A 19,783-nucleotide genomic window follows, 5' to 3' on the forward strand; every position below is an offset into this window, starting at 1 on the left:
TTATGGCAAGTAGTTCGCGTGTGGCACGTGTCGCTGATGAAATTCAAAAAATTATTGTTTCTCTTTTGGTGACAAAAGTTAGAGATCCTCGTTTAAAATGGGTTTCAATAACAGCTGTTGACGTTTCCAAAGACTTATCTTATGCCAAGGTTTTTTTCTCATCTTTAAATAAAGAAGTAAAACCTGAAGATATCGTTAAGGCATTTAAATCAGCAACAGGTTTTTTTCGCACAAGTTTGGCTAAAGAGTTACACTTACGCGTAGCACCTGCGCTATGCTTTTTCTATGACGATTCATTGATTTATGGTAACAAAATGAATGAATTGATTGAAAAAGCACGCAAAGAAGATGCTGATTTTATCAAGGAGGAAGATGATGGTGTGAGGGATGAGAAAAAAACTGATCAGAATGACAGTAGTCCAAGAGAGCGGTTGCGTTAAAAGAATATTTTTTCGCTTGCACCTTCGGCTGTCGCTCTATATACTTCATGGCGTAAAATTAAGGGATAGAAACAAAATATGCTTGCAAATAGAAAACTTTACAAAAGACACTTTTTTGCTTTCCAGATCTTATTGGTGATTGTTGGGAGCTTAATGTGTTTTTTGTGGGGTAAGAGCTATGCCTTTGGTTTTTTATTAGGCTCGCTTTTGATGTTTTTTGCGAACGTTATCTTTCTCTTGCGTCTTTTTTTACGCAAGGCGCAATACCATCCATTTAAGGAGGTTTGCATTTTATATGCATGTGAGTTTGCCAAACTGATGATGGTGGCAGTGGGCACGATATTGATTGCTATTTATGTCCAGCCAAAGTTTTTGCCATATATTGTAGGACTTTTGGTATTACAGCTGGCGATGTGGGTTATGCCACTTTTTATGAAATTAACCCACCTTAATAACTTAAAAACGAAAGAGTAAGAGAAGAGAATATGGCAGGAGAATCTTTAACTTCTTCAGAATATGTGCAGCATCATTTGCAGAATTGGCAGTTAAGTCTGGGTAAGGGTTCTTTTTGGACGCTTAATTTAGATACTTTACTTATTAGTATTGTGTTGGGCATTATTTTTTTGGCTTTGATGTACCTTACAGCAAGGAAAGCAACTTCTGATGTGCCTGGTGCCTTTCAGAATTTTATTGAGCTTTTTTGCGAATGGATTGATAATTCGGTTGCTGAAAATTATCATCATAAGCGTAGTTTTGTAACACCACTTGCGATTACTATCTTTGTTTGGGTGTTATTAATGAATTTCATGGATCTAATTCCTGTAGACTTGGCTGGATCAGTTATCAGCTTGTTTACTGGTCATTACGATGCTTATTTTAGACTTGTTCCTACAACAGATCCTAACTTAACCTTTGGATTGTCAATTACCGTCTTTCTTTTGATTATTGTTTTTAATTTCAAGTCAAAAGGTGGTTTAGGGGTTGTAAAGGAAATTTTTACTGCTCCTTTTGGTATTTGGCTGTTCCCAGTCAATGTTGCACTAAGAATAATTGATGAGTTTGTAAAGCCGCTTTCGCTTTCGTTGCGATTATACGGTAACCTTTTTGCCGGAGAATTAATATTTATCCTAATTGCATTACTGCCATGGTGGATTCAGTGGACGCTGGGCGGTATATGGGCAATATTTCATATTTTAATCATTTTTATTCAGGCATTTGTTTTTATGATGTTAACCGTCGTCTATTTGAATATGGCGCAAGACAAGCATTAAAGACAAAGCGTTTGTTTAAACCCACTTCACATTCAAACATAAAAAAATAGAGGAGAAAAAAATGGAAATGTCACTACAAGTACTTGGTCAGTTGAATGGTTTAGCGCTTATTGCAGTAGCAATGATGATCGCAATTCCAGCATTTGGAACTGCAATTGGTTTTGGTATGCTTGGAGGGAAGTTTTTAGAAGGTGTTGCGCGTCAGCCTGAGCTAAGTGGTATGTTGTTGGGTCGTATGTTTATTGTGGCCGCTTTTGTGGATGCGTTTGCTGCAATTTCAATTGCTATTGGTTTCTTGGTACTTTATGCAAATCCATTGGCAATAAATGGTTTGGCAGAAGCTGCGGCAAAAGCATTAGGTGCTTAATTCAAAATAGGTCCTGAACATATCCACAAAGGAGAACTCATGGATATAAATATTACTCTAATTGGGCAGATGATTACTTTTATCATCTTTGTCAGCTTTACAATGAAATTCGTTTGGCCACCGCTTAAAAAAGCGATGGATGATCGTAGAGCAAAAATTGCTGACGGTTTGGCTTCAGTTGATCGTGCTGAAAAAGAGCTAGAAGTTGCTCGTAGAAAAGCAAATGAGTTGGTTAAAGAAGCGAAAGCACAAGCAACGAAAATTATTGAGCAAGCAAATATGCGTGCGATAAAAATTGATGAAGAAGCAAAAGAAACAGCAAGGTTTGATGCTGAACGTATTCGCAAAGCAGCACATGATGAAGCAGAGGCTCATATGCGTGCAATGAAGCAAAAGCTCCGTAAAGAAGTTGTTGGCATCGCTGTTGCAGGTGCTGAAAAACTCATTGGTAAGAACATTGATATGGTCGCCAATAATCACTTATTGGAAGAGATGGCGGCAGAGCTTTAAACAATTAAGAGGTGACAAATGGCAGACTTAATCCCTATTGCAAGACCTTACGCGCAAGCTGCATATGAATATGCTAAGGCGCATAATTCACTTGCAAAGTGGAACAGCATGCTCTTGAACTTGTCTGAGTGCATAGTGAATGATGAGATTGTATTGCTACTGGATAATCCTGCCTACTCTCAAAAAGAAGTTTCAACGCTGATATTGGATGTTCTTGCAAGTGGGTTAGACGAGCATGGTAAAAATTTTGTTATGATCGCTGCTGAACATAATCGTTTGGCGATTATTCCAACCATCTATAATTTGTTTTTGTTATATAAAGCAGAAGATGAAAAGGCAAAGAAAGCAAAGTTTACGACTGCGTTTCCAGTCTTAGAAGTGGAAATAGAGAAACTAAAAAAGAGGCTTGAGCAAAAATATCAGTGTGCAATTGAGGTAGAAATGGCAGTTGACTCAAGCTTGATTGGTGGCGCCATAATTGTAATTGGCGATCAAGTGATCGATGGTTCGATTAAAGGCAAACTGCAAAAGCTGAAGTATGAACTACAAGCTTAATAAAAGATTAATAGGAAGATAGTGTATGCAACTTACTCCAGCAGAAATTAGTGAATTAATAAAAGAACGAATTGCGAAATTTAACAATGCTCCACAGACAAAAACAGAAGGAACAATTGTCTCTGTTTCAGATGGCATTATTCGCATTCATGGTTTAAATGAAGTTGCCGCAGGCGAAATGATAGAGTTACCAGGAAGTGTTTATGGTTTGGCGCTTAACCTGGAGCAAGACTCAGTTGGTGCTGTTGTGCTTGGTGACTATGAACATATTCAAGAAGGGCAAAAAGCGTATTGTACAGGTCGTATTTTAGAGGTCCCAGTCGGTGAAGCACTCTTAGGACGTGTAGTGGACGCGCTTGGCAACCCAATTGATGGTAAAGGTGATATCAAAACAACAGCCACTTCACCTGTTGAAAAAGTTGCTCCTGGTGTGATTTGGCGTCAATCAGTTGATCAACCAGTGCAAACAGGTATTAAAGCGATTGATGCAATGGTACCAATTGGGCGTGGTCAGCGTGAACTTATTATTGGAGATAGACAAACAGGTAAAACAGCTGTTGCAATTGATACTATCATTAATCAAAAAAGTACAGGCGTTAAATGCGTTTATGTAGCGATTGGTCAAAAAGCCTCTTCTGTTGCAGATGTTGTGCGTAAACTAGAAGAGCATGAGGCACTAGCACATACGATTGTTGTTGCTGCTAATGCTGCAGATTCAGCAGCACTTCAATATTTAGCACCATATGCAGGATGCGCAATGGGAGAGTATTTCCGTGATCGTGGTGAAGATGCGCTTATTATTTATGATGATTTAACCAAACAAGCTTGGGCATATCGTCAAATTTCATTGTTATTGCGTCGTCCACCTGGACGCGAAGCTTATCCAGGGGATGTATTCTATCTACATTCACGTCTATTGGAGCGTGCAGCGCGCGTTAATGCTGAATACGTTAGAAAAGCAACAAATGATGAGGTACACGGTAAAACGGGTTCATTGACGGCATTGCCAATTATTGAAACTCAAGCAGGTGATATTTCTGCATTTGTCCCTACTAACGTCATCTCAATTACTGATGGTCAGATCTTTTTGGAAACCGACTTATTCAATGCGGGTATGCGTCCTGCAATTAATGCTGGAAATTCAGTGTCTCGTGTTGGAGGTTCAGCGCAAACAAAAATTATTAAGAAATTAGGTGGTGGTGTACGTTTGGCATTGGCTCAATACCGTGAACTTGAGGCCTTTTCGCAATTTGCATCTGATCTGGATGATGCCACGCGTGCACAGTTAAAACGTGGTCAGCGAGTAATGGAGTTGATGAAGCAAAAGCAGTTTTCCCCGCTTAGCATTGCTAAAATGGCATTGTCCTTATATGCAGCTGAAAAAGGTCATTTGGATGAGCTTGAATTGAATAAAGTGGGTTCATTTGAAGCAGTTTTACATGCGTTTGCTGAAAGCCAGTATAAGCCTTTAATGGATGAAATTAATACCCATTGTAATTACAATGATGAGATTGCTGCTCAACTTGAAAAAGTGATCACAGAGTGTAAGCAAACGCAGTCTTGGTAATAGGAGAGTGTCATGTCTGGTAGTCGTGAAATACGCACCAAAATCAATAGCGTTAAGAATACCCAAAAGATTACCCGTGCAATGGAACTTGTTGCTGCCAGTAAAATGCGTAAAGCACGTGATCGTATGGAGCATGCTCGCCCTTATGCTCATTATGCTTTAAATATTATTCATCATGTTGTTCGTGCGAGTATGGAATATATGCATCCATATTTTCAAACGCGTGAAGTTAAAAGTGTTGGTATGGTGATTATTGCGACTGATCGTGGATTGTGCGGTGGGCTAAATATCAATTTATTTAAAGAAGTCCTAAAATCAATTAAACACTATCAACAACAAAAAATTGAAATGGATCTTTGTTTAATTGGGTTAAAAGCAGAGAGTTTTTTTAAACGCTTGAAAGGCGTAAATGTTGTGTCTGTCGCTAATTTTCACGGTGGCGATACATTCGCATCTATCACGGGTGCAGTATCTGTTATGATTAAAGCATTTGATGAAAATAAAATTGATAGTTTGTTGTTATTTAGTAATAAGTTTGTCAACACAATTAAGCAAAAACCTACTCGCAACCAATTGTTGCCTATTGTAAAACCTGAAAAAGTATCACAAGTAGATGAAGGATCTGTTTCAGGTCATTGGGATTACTTATATGAACCAGACGCTAAATATGTGTTAGATGTGCTTTTGGTGCGCTATATTGAATCACAAGTCTATCGTGGTGTAGTTGAGAATTTGGCTTGTGAGCAAGCAGCAAGGATGCTTGCAATGAAGAACGCTACTGATAATGCTGGTGAGATTATTGACTCATTGAAGCTTCAATATAATAAAGCACGTCAAGCAATGATTACTCAAGAATTGGCAGAAATTGTTTCAGGTGCGGCAGCTGTATAGTGATGGGTAAAAGTATTGAGAATGTAAAAGAGGACATAAAAATGAGTATGGGCAAAATTAGCCAGATTATTGGTGCGGTGATCGATGTTACGTTCCCACGTGATAATGTACCAAAAGTTTATGATGCGCTAATTGTTAAACAAACAGATTTAACGTTAGAAGTTCAGCAAGAAATTGGTGATGGTGTGGTACGCTGTATCGCTATGGGCTCATCTGATGGCTTAAAGCGTGGATTAGAAGTAAAAAACGCCAATGCTCCGATTTCTGTGCCTGTCGGTCATGGTACATTGGGTCGCATTATGGATGTATTGGGTAATCCAATTGATGAATGTGGTCCAATTCAGTGTGATGAAAAACATCCGATTCACAAAAAAGCACCAGCTTTTGAAGATCAAGCATTAAGCGCAGAGATTTTAGAAACGGGTATTAAAGTCATCGATCTGATTTGTCCATTTGCTAAAGGTGGTAAAGTTGGTTTGTTCGGTGGTGCGGGTGTCGGTAAAACCGTGACGATGATGGAACTTATTAACAATATTGCAAAAGAGCATAGTGGTTTTTCTGTGTTTGCTGGTGTGGGTGAGCGTACGCGTGAGGGCAATGACTTTTATCATGAAATGAAAGATTCTAACGTGTTGGATAAGGTATCTCTCGTATATGGTCAGATGAATGAGCCTCCAGGGAACCGTTTACGCGTAGCGTTGACAGGATTGACAATCGCTGAGAATTTCCGTGATGAAAATCGTGATGTACTGATGTTTATCGATAATATCTACCGCTATACGTTAGCAGGTACGGAAGTATCAGCACTATTAGGTCGTATGCCTTCGGCAGTGGGTTATCAGCCAACGTTAGCTTATGAAATGGGGGTGCTTCAAGAGCGCATTACATCGACTAAAACAGGCTCAATTACTTCTGTGCAAGCAGTATATGTACCAGCAGACGACTTAACAGATCCATCACCTGCAACAACCTTTTCACATTTGGATGCAACAATTGTATTATCTCGTCAAATTGCAGAGTTAGGTATTTATCCTGCGGTTGATCCACTTGATTCAACTTCACGTCAGCTTGATCCGCTTGTAGTTGGTCAAGAACACTATGATGTTGCACGTAAAGTACAACAAACGTTGCAGCGTTATAAAGAGTTAAAGGATATTATTGCAATTCTTGGTATGGATGAGCTTTCAGAAGATGATAAGCTTGTTGTGACGCGTGCGCGTAAGATTCAGCGCTTTCTATCCCAGCCTTTTCATGTGGCAGAAGTCTTTACTGGGAATCCCGGTAAATACGTACCATTAAAGGACACAATCGCAAGCTTTAAAGCGATTGTGGATGGTGAATATGATCATTTGCCTGAACAAGCTTTCTATATGGTTGGTACGATTGAAGAAGCGATTGAAAAAGCTAAATCTATCTAAAGGTGGATGCTATGAATAATAAACTCATCCATGTTAATGTGGTTAGTCAAGAAGGCTCTGTTTATAAAGCCGAGGCTAAAATGGTTAGCTTACGTGGTTCAGAGGGTGAAATGGGTATTGCTTATGGACATACTCAGCTTTTGTCGACTCTACCACCAGGTGTCGTCCGCATTGAACGTGAAAATGATGAAAGAGACACACTTTACATTTCTGGTGGTGTGCTTGAAGTTCAGCCTCACCAGGTCATCATTCTTGCTGATGTGATGGAGCGTGCTAAAGATTTAAATGAAGCAGCTGCTGAGAAAGCACGTCAACAAGCACAAGAAGTATTAAATAAAGCCAAAGATATGGATAAGCTTGAAGTGGAGGAGGCACGTCAAATGCTAGCTGAAGCGGAAGCACGTTTAAAAGCACTTAAAATCTTGAAAGGTGTTAATGCTTACTACAACGACTCTGATCGTTAATGTTGTGAGAGTATTTATAAGGTAGTAGGTATTAAAACGCTTTATCTAAAAAGCGTCGATGTGTTAAGAGAGTCTGCAAAATCTTGAAACGAATGCTAATAAACCGAGCTTATTAGCATGATGCCTGCTGTAATATCAAGATGTCGAGCAAGGTGTTTGGTTGCGGTCTATCTGCAAACTGCGTATGCAAAGTGCCGACACTTGTGTAATTATCACTGTTGAGTTTACCAATCTGAAAGGTCAGACAATGTGCTTTTGCCCATAGGATTGCTTGCGTTTGAATGACTTGAGTAGCTTTATCTTTTGCACAATCATAAGTAAGACTTTCAAAACGTATTGCCTTAGGATGTTTATTAGGATCAAGATCATATACTCCATCGACATCTTTTAATAAAATACAACATTTAGCTTTAAGCTTATGAGCAATAAAAAGTGCGCTTAAATCAGAGCCGCCGCGACCCAGTAAACATGGTTCGTTTTTATCGTTATTTGCAATAAAACCAGGAACGACAATGACTTGTTGTAAAGCCAAAAGTGTGTTGAATGCTTTGGAATTTATGAACTTTGGTGTGGCATCGTTGTAGTCACCTTCAGCGATAATAGGGTTAGTAATGAAATCTGCTGGAATTGTTTGTTGTTGAAGTTTCTGAGTCAGATAAGCAACAGATTGCAATTCTCCAGTTGAGAGCAAAAGAGCATGTGCTTTGGTACTTACTTGAGTTTTTGTGCATACAAAAGTTTGCTCGGATCTAATCAGGTTGTCAGTGGTATTGCCGATAGCAGAAACAACGGCAATAACTTTATATTTTCTATCGAGAAAACGTTTAATTTCTGTTACTGCATTACAAAAACAGTCAAGTGATTTTAAAATAGAGCTGCCAAACTTTAAAACGACGATTTCAGGTGGGAAACTGCTACAGCGATATTGAGTCATGTCTTTAAACCTTTTGTTTGTATGTTGCAACTGCCAAAACTTGATCTAAATTCTGAATGATATTAAAAGGATCTTCAAGCCCAACAGACAAATGAGCAAGTCAGTAATCAATATCAAGTTTTTTGTGTCCTTTCTCGAAATGGGTTCATGTATCATTGTGGCAGCTAAAGTTCAAAACTAGAAAGTCTTGAAAATGGTTCAAGTTGGGTATATTAAAATATAGGCATATGATAACATGCCGTGGATGAATTTAATTAAACCTAAAGGTGAAATATGGCTAAAGGTACAATCAATAAAGTAATATTATTAGGGCGTTTAGGAGCGGACCCAGAAATTCGTTATATGCCAAGTGGGATGTCGGTTGCAAATTTACGCTTAGCAACAAATGATGGCTATAAGGATCGCCAAACAGGTCAGTTTATTGAAAACACTGAATGGCATCGTGTTGTTGTATTTGGTAAGCAAGCAGAAGTAATTTCGCAGTATACACAAAAAGGCTCAATCATTTATATTGAAGGTCGAATTCGCACTAACAAGTGGCAAGATCAAAATGGTCAAGATCGTTATACAACTGAAATTGTTGCAACTGAAATACAATTAATTGGTGGTCGTGGAGATGGTCAAATTCAAGATTCAGCACCTGCTCAACCACAGCAGTCTCAAGCACAATTTGCTCAGCCATCAGCGCAACCAGCAGCACCTGCATATAACCAACAGGCAGCTCAGAATCAAACGCCACCAGATATCAATCAATTAAATGATTTTGATGATGACGAGATCCCATTTTAATTATGCTAAATGAATTTATCACGCTAACAGCAACAGATTCCATTTATTGGGATATTAAATATAGTCATAATGGGAATATTGTTGGACGCAAAATTAGCGGTTATTATGCAAATAAGTGTATGATGACGAAAAGTTGCTTTAGTGCACTGCAAAAAGTCACGGCTTCAGCTAAACGCTTAGGATATAGTTTATTAATTTGGGATGCCTATCGCCCTAAAAAAGCGGTAATCGATTTTTGGCACTGGTCTCAGAATTTAAGTGATAATGGTACTAAAGCACAATATTATCCTAATTTGTCTAAGGGTGAGTTATTTGCCAAAGGCTATTTCAATAAAACCTCAAACCATTGTAGTGGTAGCACAGTCGATTTAACATTAATAAACAAAAGTGGTAAAGAGCTTGATATGGGAACGTGCTTTGATTTTATGGATCCATTGTCACATCCACATAACTTGTGTGTTTCTAAAGTTGTGCAAGGTAATCGTAAACTTTTGCAAGGCATGATGATAGATGCAGGTTTTGAGCCAATAGACACTGAATGGTGGCATTTTCGCTTATCTGATGAGCCTTTTGAAAATCAAATGTTTGATTTTGATATTATTTAAATTAGTATTGATCCATTAATTTGCTGATCAAAATAAGGATGTGAATCAGGATGGGTAACAATGTTGAAATTAAAAAAAGCAAAGATTATCTGGAAGCGGTGTTGATGGACCAAGACAATTCAGCACTAGCTGAATTTTTGTTGCCAAATTGTTTGGCGTTAACCGACTATGGCATTGCCTTTGGTCAAGAAGAAATTGCAATGGATTTGAATTTTTTCTTCCAATCAATAGATGTTAAATCGATTAAATTCTCCGAACAGATGCATTGTGCTGATACTACTATCATTACATTTTCGGAGCGCTGTCAACACATTGGTGAATTTTGCGGAGTGGAAGCCACAGGTAAAGATTTTATTTTTAATGCAACGATTGCACTTCGTTGGCAAGAAGGCAAGATTCGAGAATATTCATTAACTCCAGATGTGAATGGTATGCTCAATCAATTAACGGACAATAATACAGCCACTAAAATTATGTTAGCTTTATCTGAATCAAATAATCGCTGTTACACCTTGTTGACCAAGTTGTATGCCTTAGTGCATGAAAAAGGACTGTGCTTAACCAAACAGCAACTCAAGTGCTTAGCATTACATTTTGAGGGCTATAGTGCTGTGGTCAGTGCACGTATTTTAAATTGTTCGATTGAGACGGTTAGAACGCACATGAAAAATATTCGTGAGTTGTATCGAAACGGCTTTTTAGGTAATATTGAAAATTGGTTTAAACAGCAAGGTTTGTACAGCTATATGCGCCGCTACGCTAAGCTTATGCGTTAATTGTAAGAAGTTTCTTACTCTGAATGAAGTATGCCGCCAAACTAGGTAAAAACTTGCATCTTCGACACTTTAGTCCTGAGTGTAAACTCCTTTTAGGAAAAGCAGGTAATATGGTTGAAGCTAATGTTTTAGAGGATCCAGATTATCATGTCGCTTCTAATAAATTGGGATAAAATATTTTGTAAATAACTTTAACATTACTTTAACATAAACATTATTTTTTTTAGGGACTCTGCTTTATATTCCTTATAAGATAAATCTCGGGTTAACAAAAATAAGGAACTTTTATATGCTGATCAAAAATAAACCGGTCACACTCACTTTCTTCATAACTCTCTTTCAAACTATGAGTACAGGAGTGATGTTTAGCTTAACTGTTTTGTATTTAACTTTATCACTTAATGTCAGTGAGGCAGAGGCATATATGCTTAACACTGCTTTATTCTCGCTATTTTACTGCTTACCGCTTATCTCTGGGATGGTTGCTGACAAGTTTTTAGATGCCAAACGTACACTTATTATTGGACAACTTTTTAGTATCGTTGGTTTTTTCACTTTAGCGAGCATGGGCACCAATATGCTTGTTGTGAGTTTAAGCTGTATTGCCATTGGTGGGGCTTTTTACTTACCTAGCATCTGGAAGCTTTTGCATAGCTGCTTTCCTGAACACAATAGTAAGCGATCATATTATTTTACCGTTGCCTACATCAGCCTTGCAACAGGAGGGATGATTTCAACTTTTAGCTCTGGATTTATTGCGGATCATTTTGGTTATCATACCGCTTTTTATATTGGTGGAATTTATAATGTCATCGCTTTAGTTTTGTTTATTTTATTTCACCGAATTTACCCACGCTCGTCCTATCAGTTTTCTTTAGCTAAAATCGGCTATAGCGTTTGTATACTTATCCTTACCTTTGCGGCTGTTCATTACCTTATTCAAAGACCAAACACTGCTGCGATGGTTATTTACATTGCTGCAATTGCACTATTTTTTTACTTTTTATATCTTGCCAAAACTGCCGATAATGCCAATCAAACAAAGGGGATTCTTAAGTTTGTAATTTTATGTTTAATCTGTGTGACTTACTGGAGCATTGCCACACTGTCGCAAACTAACATTACCTTATTCTCTCAATATAACCTTAATCGTTATATTTTTGGAATTATTTATCCAGCTGGTTCTGTTATTACTTTTTGGTATATCAGTATGTTTATCTGTGCCATTGCGGTCAGTACGCTATGGTATCGCAATATCAAGCACAATGCCTTTGATTTGAAATTTTTTATTGGACTTGTTGTCACTGCTATAGCAGGTATCACCATTCCTATCTCGATTGGCTTATCAGCCTCAGGCGCACAGGTTGCATTTTTCTGGATCATTATATTTTTCTTTTTCTTGGGTTTTGGAGAAATTCTTATTCATCCAAATGGCAGTGCTGCCGCTGGAGAATATATCACAGAAAAAAACAGGGGATTTGCACTTGGTGCTTGGGAGTTTTCAAGTGGTTTAGGTGTTGCTATTTCAGGGAAGCTCTCAATACTTACTATTACTGATGATAAGCAAACAAATCTCTTGCTGAGTAATCAAGCTTATAGTCGCACTTTCCTGTATATCGCGATTATTTGCTTTGCTTTTGGGGTTGTGACATATCTTGTTAATCGGCTACTCAAAACGCACTAAGCGATACTTTATACGGATTTTTTATCAGCAGGAATCCCCTTCCTTTAGGGAGGGAGGATGTCAAATCTGAGTATTGCGCGATTTTTACTAATATCCACCAATATCCCCCGATATCCCCCAATATTTTGGTATTACATTATATTTATGTTTTGTTATCATAGACCCAATAGCAGATGCTAGTAAATGTTGTTTTTGCGATGGGGGTCGACAAAGTACAGCGTTTCTGAGAATATGCAATAGCATGTTTTCAGAAGCTGTCTGTGCTTTATGTATATGTTTGTAGATTATACGTATTTTTAAAGATAAAATTATAAGAATATGTTATACAATTTTATAAAAATTAAAAATACAGATGGAGTGACTAAATGGCCACGATTCACACACCTAAACAATATGCCGAAATTTATAAAATCTTGCAAAAACATGACAACTCCAAGCAAATTATAACCCATATCCAAAACACTATTTTGCCCTATATTGAAAAGCAGTATTTTCTTGATATTGGTGCAGGAGAAGGCAAAATAACTCAGCATTTTATTTCACAATTTCAAAATAATACAGCGATTGAACCTAACTCTAACTATACAAAAATACTACAAAATTTTCCCCAATTGACTGTCATCAACGATATCTTTCAAAACACTTTTCTGTCACACAAGTATAACTTTATTTTATGTTCTCACGTTATGTACCACGTTGCAGAGCAAGAATGGGAAAGGTTTGTTTTAAAAGCCTATGATCAACTTGAAGAAAAAGGTAGATTGATGTTTGTAGTACCCTCTGACCAAGGTGTGCATTATGATAAATGTATCAGCTATAACCCATATTACAAATGCTATAAATTATTGAAAAATATTGCACACAAATATGAGATCCCCTATCAGGTTACAATTGATAAAGCATTTTATAATACAGAAACCTTGGAAGAAATGTATCAAATTTGTCGCTTTTCTATCGTTGAAGATAGCTTTAATTATGACATGTACCAACAGTTGCTTAACAATGGCATAGCTGAATTTGATAGAGATGTGCTAAATTATGCAAAAAGTACAAAAATTAACGATACACTTTATTCACTTGTCATTCATCCTGCTTTTGTTACCTTATACAAAAGTTAGCCCATCAATATTGAGAGTCGTTACAAGTCAATTTTCGTTATATTTTACTCTTGTTTTCAACTACCTTGTTAATCCCTATTGAAATCAAAACCTCTTGTCTCACACCGTTAACCACGTTAGCCAACAAAACCGTTAGAATGACCCGTTTTAATGACTTGTTGATAGTAAATTTAGTGCAAAGGCTGTTATGGCTTGTAAAAGGAGAGCAAATAGAAACCAGTAATTTTAGTTAAATTATTACGGTTACTAAGGTGTATAAAATTAATTTATACTATCGCTGGATTAAATTTTAACATGGATTATGGAAATGGTTATAAAAAAGTATTTTGCATATTTATTGGGGTGGGTTTTTCTTTTATCAGGCTGCGGTGGTAGCGGTGGCGGCAGTGAGGATGTATCTGCAATTAAAATAAAGCAAGGTATAGCTTTGCCAGATGTGATAAAACAAGATAGTGAAGCAATTGGTATTGTTGAGATAGGTTATGAAACAAATCGTGATCAATTTACGATTGCAACCAAGAGTGACAGTCAGCGTCTTATGATTGATAAGGATAAGATTAAACTGGAAGGCGAAGGAGTCAGAATAGCTTGGGACTTGGTTAATGATTCATCCTGTGTTAACAAGGAAAGGCAGTATGTTGAGCGCAATGGTAGTTGTAATTTACCTATTCAGATTAACAGTCAAAAGCTCGGTGTTCATTCGATTAACTTACAGGTGACCACGCGTGATGGCAAGACAGCAGAGCAATCATTTAAGATAGAGGTGGTAGAGCCATTTTCACCTAAGCTTGGTAGCAGTGCTATGATAGTCAATTATCTTGATCCTGTCCTAAATGGTATATATGGTCATAGTGATAGATCCGTTTTGCTATACAATGCGGGGAATAAATTAAACAATGTGCGCGTTCTGGATAAAAAAACTAAATTAGTGTTACATAGGGCAGTTGAATTAAAAGCCGGTGAATTAAGTAAATTACGATTTGATGGACAACTGGAGTTACCTTTTGGTCTGTCTCCTTCATTAGATATTATGGCAGCAAACTTGCGTGAGAATTTCAAAGTGAATTATTTGCCGCATGATTGGCTAGCAACGCGTGTTAATCACCTTGCAATTACCAAACCTGGGCAAAGTAAACTTGCATTTGAGGTTTTGCAACCAGGTTTTGAAGTGGTGGAAATAAGTTTTGACTTTGAAGGTAAGGGTGTAGCGTTAACTGATAAGCCATTCACCGAAGACGACACATTAGAGTCCAAATTATATAATTTTACTTTCTCAGTAGCAGATGATGCTTATGGAGCGGGGGACTTGACAGTTACATTGCGTCGTGATGGGCACGATGTGGAATATAAAAGTAAAGTTACTGTTCAACCGATTAGTTTAAAAGTTGAAGCAGCAGATGAAGTATTACGCGAAGCTGGACAACTTTATACAATAAAGGTTACCAATCAATCGGCATTTAACTGGTCAATTTCACAGGATAAATTTGAGCTTGGTGGATTAGCACCTCATGCAATGTGGGATAATACAGTTCTTGATAATTGTCGTGATCTATCTTACTTGGCAGCAGGTGGAAGTTGTAATTTACAACTAAAATATACTCCTGATGTTAATAACTTGCGTACAGGCAATTATGCGTTGAAGATAAAAGATGATATAAGACTTCCGAAAACGCAAAGTGTAGATATCAAGGTGATTCAAGGGAATCAGAAGTTGCATGTCTATGCACCTGTAAAGCTGTCTGAAAATGATTATAAACTGGAGATTTTTAATAATGACAGTAAGAATGTTGATGTCACATTAATTGGTAATAATCTTGATTTTATCACGGCTCAAAATTGTGGTCTTATAAAACAAGATGATAGTATTAAGGTAACAGTGTCTCAAACAAGCTTATGTACAGTTGAGCTTAGAAAGTCAGATGTCAACACTGAAGCAACATTAGAGTATGACAGTGAAAATGGTAGAGGTAAGTACTATTTCTTACAATCAGAGCAGTTATTGTATATCGATGGTAAGGCAGTTGTTGTTTATGATGTCAATAAATATGGAGAATTTATAAGGATTGATGAAAATCAATATCCTGTGAAAATTCAGAAAGTACAAGATATTGTGGCAAAAGAAGATGAGCTATATATTGCAACAGATGTTCCGGGTGTGTTGTATCGCTATAAGGATAATACGATAACTGAGTTTATCCATATTCCAGACAATAGTTTTATTCAGCATATTGAAAAGGGTGCAGCAGATGATGTTTTAGTGGCAGTATCTTTTAACCCGTTTGAGGAGCAAAACAATTTCTGGCAGATTAATTTGCAGACTCGAAACGTTGAGCTAATTGCCAGCTTTTCAGGATATATCAATCGTATTAAAGGAATTGAAGCAAATGAGTTTCATATTGTTGGTACGGATCTTATCTATAACAATCAGACATCAAATATACTGGTTTTAAAGGTTGATAAAGACAGTAGTAAAAGTGGTGTAATGATTCCTCCGCTTCCGGTTATTATGCAGAGCGGACCGATATTTGATGTTGCTCACACGAAGGATACTTATTATGCAGCCAGTATTTTTGGTGAGCATTCTGGATTGATCGAGCTTCCTTATCCTTTGGATGCCAGTAATACTGTGAAAGCGCAAACGGTGGTGATGGACGATACATTTTATAAGGAAGGAGGATATGTATCACAAGTAGATGCAAGTATTGAAGGAGATGCTGTTTATGCCTATGGCTGGCTGAAAGACAATCAATACGTTTTGATGCAAAAGAAACAAGGTCAAGTTAAGCCTATCCCATTGAGTAGCTATATAAGATACATTGTGCCTATGTCAGATGGGCTATATTACAGTGCAACTGAAAGTAGTGGGAATAATCATTTTATTTCTCGCTGGAAGAATAAGGAAGAAGAACAAAAAATTATGAGTCAAAACTTTACTATTTCAACAACAGAAAATGTGTTGAAATTGAAAAGACACCATCAGGAAGTTGTTTCTTCGAATGCATTTTCGGTATTATTGCCTGCGTCGTTGGAGATAACAGAGCGTAAAGAGCATCTATTACAAGCAAAAGAATTTGTATCTAGAAATATGGATAGTCATGCAATAGATTATGTTTGGTCAGGAGAGGTGGGGGTGTTTAACCCAGATGCAACAAATCAAGCAAGCATTAACTTGACTGCACCAGCTTTTAACCCAAGAGAGAACAATCAATATAATGTTAAGCTTTTAGCAACTTTGGATAATGAACAGCAAGCGCTAGAGACAATAGTAGAAGTACTTGTGGATCCAAATCTTAAAGGCAGTGTAGCGATTAGTGGAGATACTGAGGTTACAGAGAATAACGAAGTGACATTGAGCGCAAGCTATAGTGCCCCGAGTGATTCACCTGTACGTTTACCGAAAGCGGATGGATATAGCTGGACTGTACCAGCGGGTTGGAGCGTGGTAGGCGCAAGCAATCAAGCGACGCTTACAGTAAAAGCGCCGAACTGGAGTGCGACTCTTACAGCGGGATCGTTTAGTGTGACTGCGACGGATGATGCGAATATTACAACGGATAGCTCAGTAGCGCATGGTGTAACGGTTAAGCATGATACGAACTTAAAAGGCAGTGTAGCGATTAGTGGAGATACTGAGGTTACAGAGAATAACGAAGTGACATTGAGCGCAAGCTATAGTGCCCCGAGTGATTCACCTGCACGTTTACCGAAAGCGGATGGATATAGCTGGACTGTACCAGCGGGTTGGAGCGTGGTAGGCGCAAGCAATCAAGCGACGCTTACAGTAAAAGCGCCGAACTGGAGTGCGACTCTTACAGCGGGATCGTTTAGTGTGACTGCGACGGATGATGCGAATATTACAACGGATAGCTCAGTAGCGCATGGTGTAACGGTTAAGCATGATACGAACTTAAAAGGCAGTGTAGCGATTAGTGGCGCGGCTGAGGTGATTGAAAATAACACGGTGACATTAACCGCGAATGTAACAAATCTTCCTGCTGGTAGAGAGATTCAAGTGGATGGATATGACTGGAACTTACCAAGTACCTGGAGTGTTGTGGGAGATAAGAATAAAAAGGACATTACTATAAAAGCTCCACGCATGACTTTAGATCAAAATATAAGCAATATAAATGTTGTAGTAGACGCAACGGATAATGCAGGTGTAAGAACATCTTTGGCTGTGAAGCGAATGACTATCAAGCCAGATCACAACCTTTTGACGGTAGATGCAGGTTTTGGTGATAATGCAATAGAAGGAAGTACGAAGAATTTGGCTGCAACGGTGAGTGGAAGCGGTACTGCGCCGTATAGCTATCTTTGGACAAACAATCAAGGTATTACTATTACAAATGCAAATCGAGCGTTCTTTGCGATGTTTACAGTGCCTATCCTTACAGCTCCCAATGAAGACTACACCTTTACGGTGACGGTAACAGATGCGGTAGGTAGACAAAAGAGTGCAAATGTAACTTACATAGTAACGCCAGATAACAACCGCTTGCAGGTAAGTGCAGGTACTAATGGTTTTGTACAGGAAGAAATCGAACAAGCGTTGAGTGCAAGCGCAAGTAATGGTACTGCACCGTATCAATACAAGTGGACGACAACAGATGGGGTTAGCATTACAAATCAGAACGCCCAAAATGCGACATTTAAGGCACCTACATATAATGCAACTGGTAATAATCGCTACACATTTAATGTGGAAGTGACTGATGGAGTTGGTAGGAAAAGAACCGCTGTGGTGACTTATGATGTTGAGAAAGTCACAATTAATATCACCAAGGTAGTAGCGCTTCCAAGCGTTATGATGAAGGGTGTTAGCTATCCTTTTACTTATGAATTTAAAAATACCTCAAAGGTTGCTATAAAAGGAGTCCACGTAGAGTATGATGGTAGTTCGGGCGCTGTTACTAATACTGTTTCACATGGCTGTAGAGGGGAGATGGCTATAGGTGGATATTGTGAAGTAACTGGTGTATTCACACCACGAAATTTACGTACAGCGATGACACGTTTTAGATTGGGATACAATCAAGGTATGGGTAGAAAGTTTGTTTCTTCACTTGATCTAAGTGCTGTCTACGGTTTAACCACCCCAGTTGCCCCTGTATCAGGCAGTGTCACTTCATCCAGTCAGCAATGGCCGGCTAGACGATTTGAAGAGGCGACTAACAGTATTGGTCAAGCTTGTAATGATGCGGTATATGATAAATTAACAGGATTGATGTGGAGAAAAGATGGTCGCAATGGCTCGACATCATGGAATGCAACTTGGCCTACTGGGACAAGTGAAGGATCCACGTGTGGTTATACTGACTGGCGTCAACCTAATCTAAATGAACTGCGTAGTTTGGTGAATTATGGTCATCCAGGAACCCCCGCATCATGGTTAAATGCCAATGGGTTTAATAATATTCAAAGTGAGTATTGGACAACTACGGAATATGGTCCTGACAATACTAAAGTGTGGTGGATAGATATGACTAACGGTCAATTAAGTGTAGCCGCTAAGAGCAATAGATCTTATGTGATAGCTGTTCGTGAAGAGCGCCCTCCGGTTACAGTTACGACAGTAACGCCAATTCCAGAGCAAACGGTTGTGGGTGAGAGCTATCCTTTTAGGTATGTTGTTACTAACTCTGGTGTATCTTTTGCAGTTGGTGCACCTGTATCAGCTTTAAGTATAACAGGGCAGCATACTGATAATGGGACTGTACAATTAAATTCTGGCAATCGAACATGTGAAGATAATATGGTATTAAACTTCAATCAATCTTGTGAGGTAAGTGGTGTATTTACGCCATCCACCCCGGGTGTGCAGAATGTCGGCTTTTTAGTAAAATATAATTTAGGTCTAGGTGGTAGGTATAAAAAGACGACTAGTACAGTCACCACGGCTAAATCTAAAACCTCCCCAATTGCGCCTCAACCAGATGCAGCTACTTTCCCGAATCATCAATGGCCTGAGGGAAGGATTAAATACTTGGGTTTCTGTACTATGATGGGCTCTGGAGGAATCCCTGTATATAGATGGTATGATAACTTAACAGGTTTAACGTGGCACGTGAGTTTTAGGTCGATTATGTGGCAGGAGAGCAATAATATTAGTAGTATTAGTACTGAGAATAATTGTGGTGCGATGACAGGTTTGCGGTTACCTACCGTAAATGAGCTACAAAGTTTAGGGAACTTTGGTTATGCGGGAACTCCTTTTGTATGGTTAACTGATGTCGGGGGCAGTGGTTTGGTTGGGACTTATTGGACAAGTAGCCCTGTTGCGCTCTCAAATACTCATGTGTGGGCAGTTGATATGACGAATGGTAAAGTAGTTGAGAAGCTAAAAACTGATTCTGCTTACGTGATACTTGTTAAGGCTTAATAAAAATTAATA

General features: G+C 38.3%; 17 protein-coding genes. 16 read left to right on the forward strand and 1 reads right to left on the reverse strand.

Annotated features, from left to right (window positions below; genetic code table 11):
• Nucleotides 1-2: 2 nt before the first annotated feature.
• From rbfA to DNJ77_RS03450, 10 genes are all read left to right on the forward strand, one after another.
• The gene (rbfA, locus tag DNJ77_RS03405) at nucleotides 3-440 is read left to right on the forward strand and encodes a 30S ribosome-binding factor RbfA (RefSeq protein WP_116963596.1); all 438 of its coding nucleotides are present in this window, start codon (nucleotides 3-5) and stop codon (nucleotides 438-440) included.
• A 78-nt stretch (nucleotides 441-518) separates the two neighbouring features.
• Nucleotides 519-914: an ATP synthase subunit I gene (locus tag DNJ77_RS03410; protein ID WP_116963597.1), complete on the forward strand. Its 396-nt coding sequence runs from the start codon at nucleotides 519-521 to the stop codon at nucleotides 912-914.
• An 11-nt stretch (nucleotides 915-925) separates the two neighbouring features.
• Complete coding sequence (atpB, locus tag DNJ77_RS03415; protein WP_116963598.1) at nucleotides 926-1,711, forward strand: F0F1 ATP synthase subunit A; 786 nt, start codon at nucleotides 926-928, stop codon at nucleotides 1,709-1,711.
• Nucleotides 1,712-1,772: 61 nt separating this feature from the next.
• Complete coding sequence (locus tag DNJ77_RS03420) at nucleotides 1,773-2,078, forward strand: F0F1 ATP synthase subunit B (RefSeq protein WP_116963599.1); 306 nt, start codon at nucleotides 1,773-1,775, stop codon at nucleotides 2,076-2,078.
• 39 nt (nucleotides 2,079-2,117) lie between these two features.
• A complete protein-coding gene (locus tag DNJ77_RS03425) occupies nucleotides 2,118-2,588 on the forward strand; it encodes a F0F1 ATP synthase subunit B (protein ID WP_116963600.1) in 471 nt (156 codons plus the stop codon).
• Between the two features lie 18 nt (nucleotides 2,589-2,606).
• A complete protein-coding gene (locus DNJ77_RS03430; protein WP_116963601.1) occupies nucleotides 2,607-3,143 on the forward strand; it encodes a F0F1 ATP synthase subunit delta in 537 nt (178 codons plus the stop codon).
• A 25-nt stretch (nucleotides 3,144-3,168) separates the two neighbouring features.
• Nucleotides 3,169-4,710: a F0F1 ATP synthase subunit alpha gene (gene atpA / locus DNJ77_RS03435; RefSeq protein ID WP_116963602.1), complete on the forward strand. Its 1,542-nt coding sequence runs from the start codon at nucleotides 3,169-3,171 to the stop codon at nucleotides 4,708-4,710.
• Between the two features lie 12 nt (nucleotides 4,711-4,722).
• On the forward strand, nucleotides 4,723-5,601 hold the full coding sequence (gene atpG / locus DNJ77_RS03440; protein ID WP_116963603.1) for a F0F1 ATP synthase subunit gamma: 879 nt from the start codon (nucleotides 4,723-4,725) through the stop codon (nucleotides 5,599-5,601).
• Nucleotides 5,602-5,642: 41 nt separating this feature from the next.
• A complete protein-coding gene (gene atpD, locus DNJ77_RS03445) occupies nucleotides 5,643-7,019 on the forward strand; it encodes a F0F1 ATP synthase subunit beta (protein WP_116963638.1) in 1,377 nt (458 codons plus the stop codon).
• Nucleotides 7,020-7,030: 11 nt separating this feature from the next.
• Complete coding sequence (locus tag DNJ77_RS03450; RefSeq protein ID WP_116963604.1) at nucleotides 7,031-7,483, forward strand: F0F1 ATP synthase subunit epsilon; 453 nt, start codon at nucleotides 7,031-7,033, stop codon at nucleotides 7,481-7,483.
• A gap of 112 nt (nucleotides 7,484-7,595) precedes the next feature.
• On the opposite strand, the gene DNJ77_RS03455 is transcribed toward DNJ77_RS03450, so the two are convergent.
• Entirely contained in the window at nucleotides 7,596-8,417 is an 822-nt protein-coding gene (locus DNJ77_RS03455) for an amino acid kinase family protein (protein WP_116963605.1), read from the reverse strand.
• Nucleotides 8,418-8,690: 273 nt separating this feature from the next.
• Between DNJ77_RS03455 and ssb the strand changes: the two genes are divergently transcribed.
• The 6 genes from ssb (at nucleotide 8,691) to DNJ77_RS03485 (ending at nucleotide 19,771) form a co-directional block, all read left to right on the forward strand.
• Entirely contained in the window at nucleotides 8,691-9,206 is a 516-nt protein-coding gene (gene ssb / locus DNJ77_RS03460) for a single-stranded DNA-binding protein (RefSeq protein ID WP_116963606.1), read from the forward strand.
• Nucleotides 9,207-9,208: 2 nt separating this feature from the next.
• Nucleotides 9,209-9,811 carry a M15 family metallopeptidase gene (locus tag DNJ77_RS03465; protein WP_116963607.1) on the forward strand — a complete coding sequence of 201 codons (603 nt, stop codon included), beginning with the start codon at nucleotides 9,209-9,211 and terminating at the stop codon, nucleotides 9,809-9,811.
• Nucleotides 9,812-9,861: 50 nt separating this feature from the next.
• Nucleotides 9,862-10,587, forward strand: coding sequence for an ester cyclase (locus DNJ77_RS03470; protein WP_116963608.1), 726 nt, complete (start codon nucleotides 9,862-9,864; stop codon nucleotides 10,585-10,587).
• A gap of 289 nt (nucleotides 10,588-10,876) precedes the next feature.
• Entirely contained in the window at nucleotides 10,877-12,271 is a 1,395-nt protein-coding gene (locus DNJ77_RS03475) for an MFS transporter (RefSeq protein ID WP_116963609.1), read from the forward strand.
• 365 nt (nucleotides 12,272-12,636) lie between these two features.
• Nucleotides 12,637-13,389 (forward strand): class I SAM-dependent methyltransferase, encoded by a 753-nt coding sequence (locus tag DNJ77_RS03480; RefSeq protein WP_116963610.1) that lies wholly within the window; start codon nucleotides 12,637-12,639, stop codon nucleotides 13,387-13,389.
• A gap of 307 nt (nucleotides 13,390-13,696) precedes the next feature.
• Nucleotides 13,697-19,771 (forward strand): Lcl domain-containing protein, encoded by a 6,075-nt coding sequence (locus DNJ77_RS03485; protein WP_192877934.1) that lies wholly within the window; start codon nucleotides 13,697-13,699, stop codon nucleotides 19,769-19,771.
• The last annotated feature ends 12 nt before the right edge of the window (nucleotides 19,772-19,783 follow it).

Source organism: Fastidiosibacter lacustris, assembly GCF_003428155.1.
GTDB lineage: Bacteria > Pseudomonadota > Gammaproteobacteria > Francisellales > Francisellaceae > Caedibacter > Caedibacter lacustris.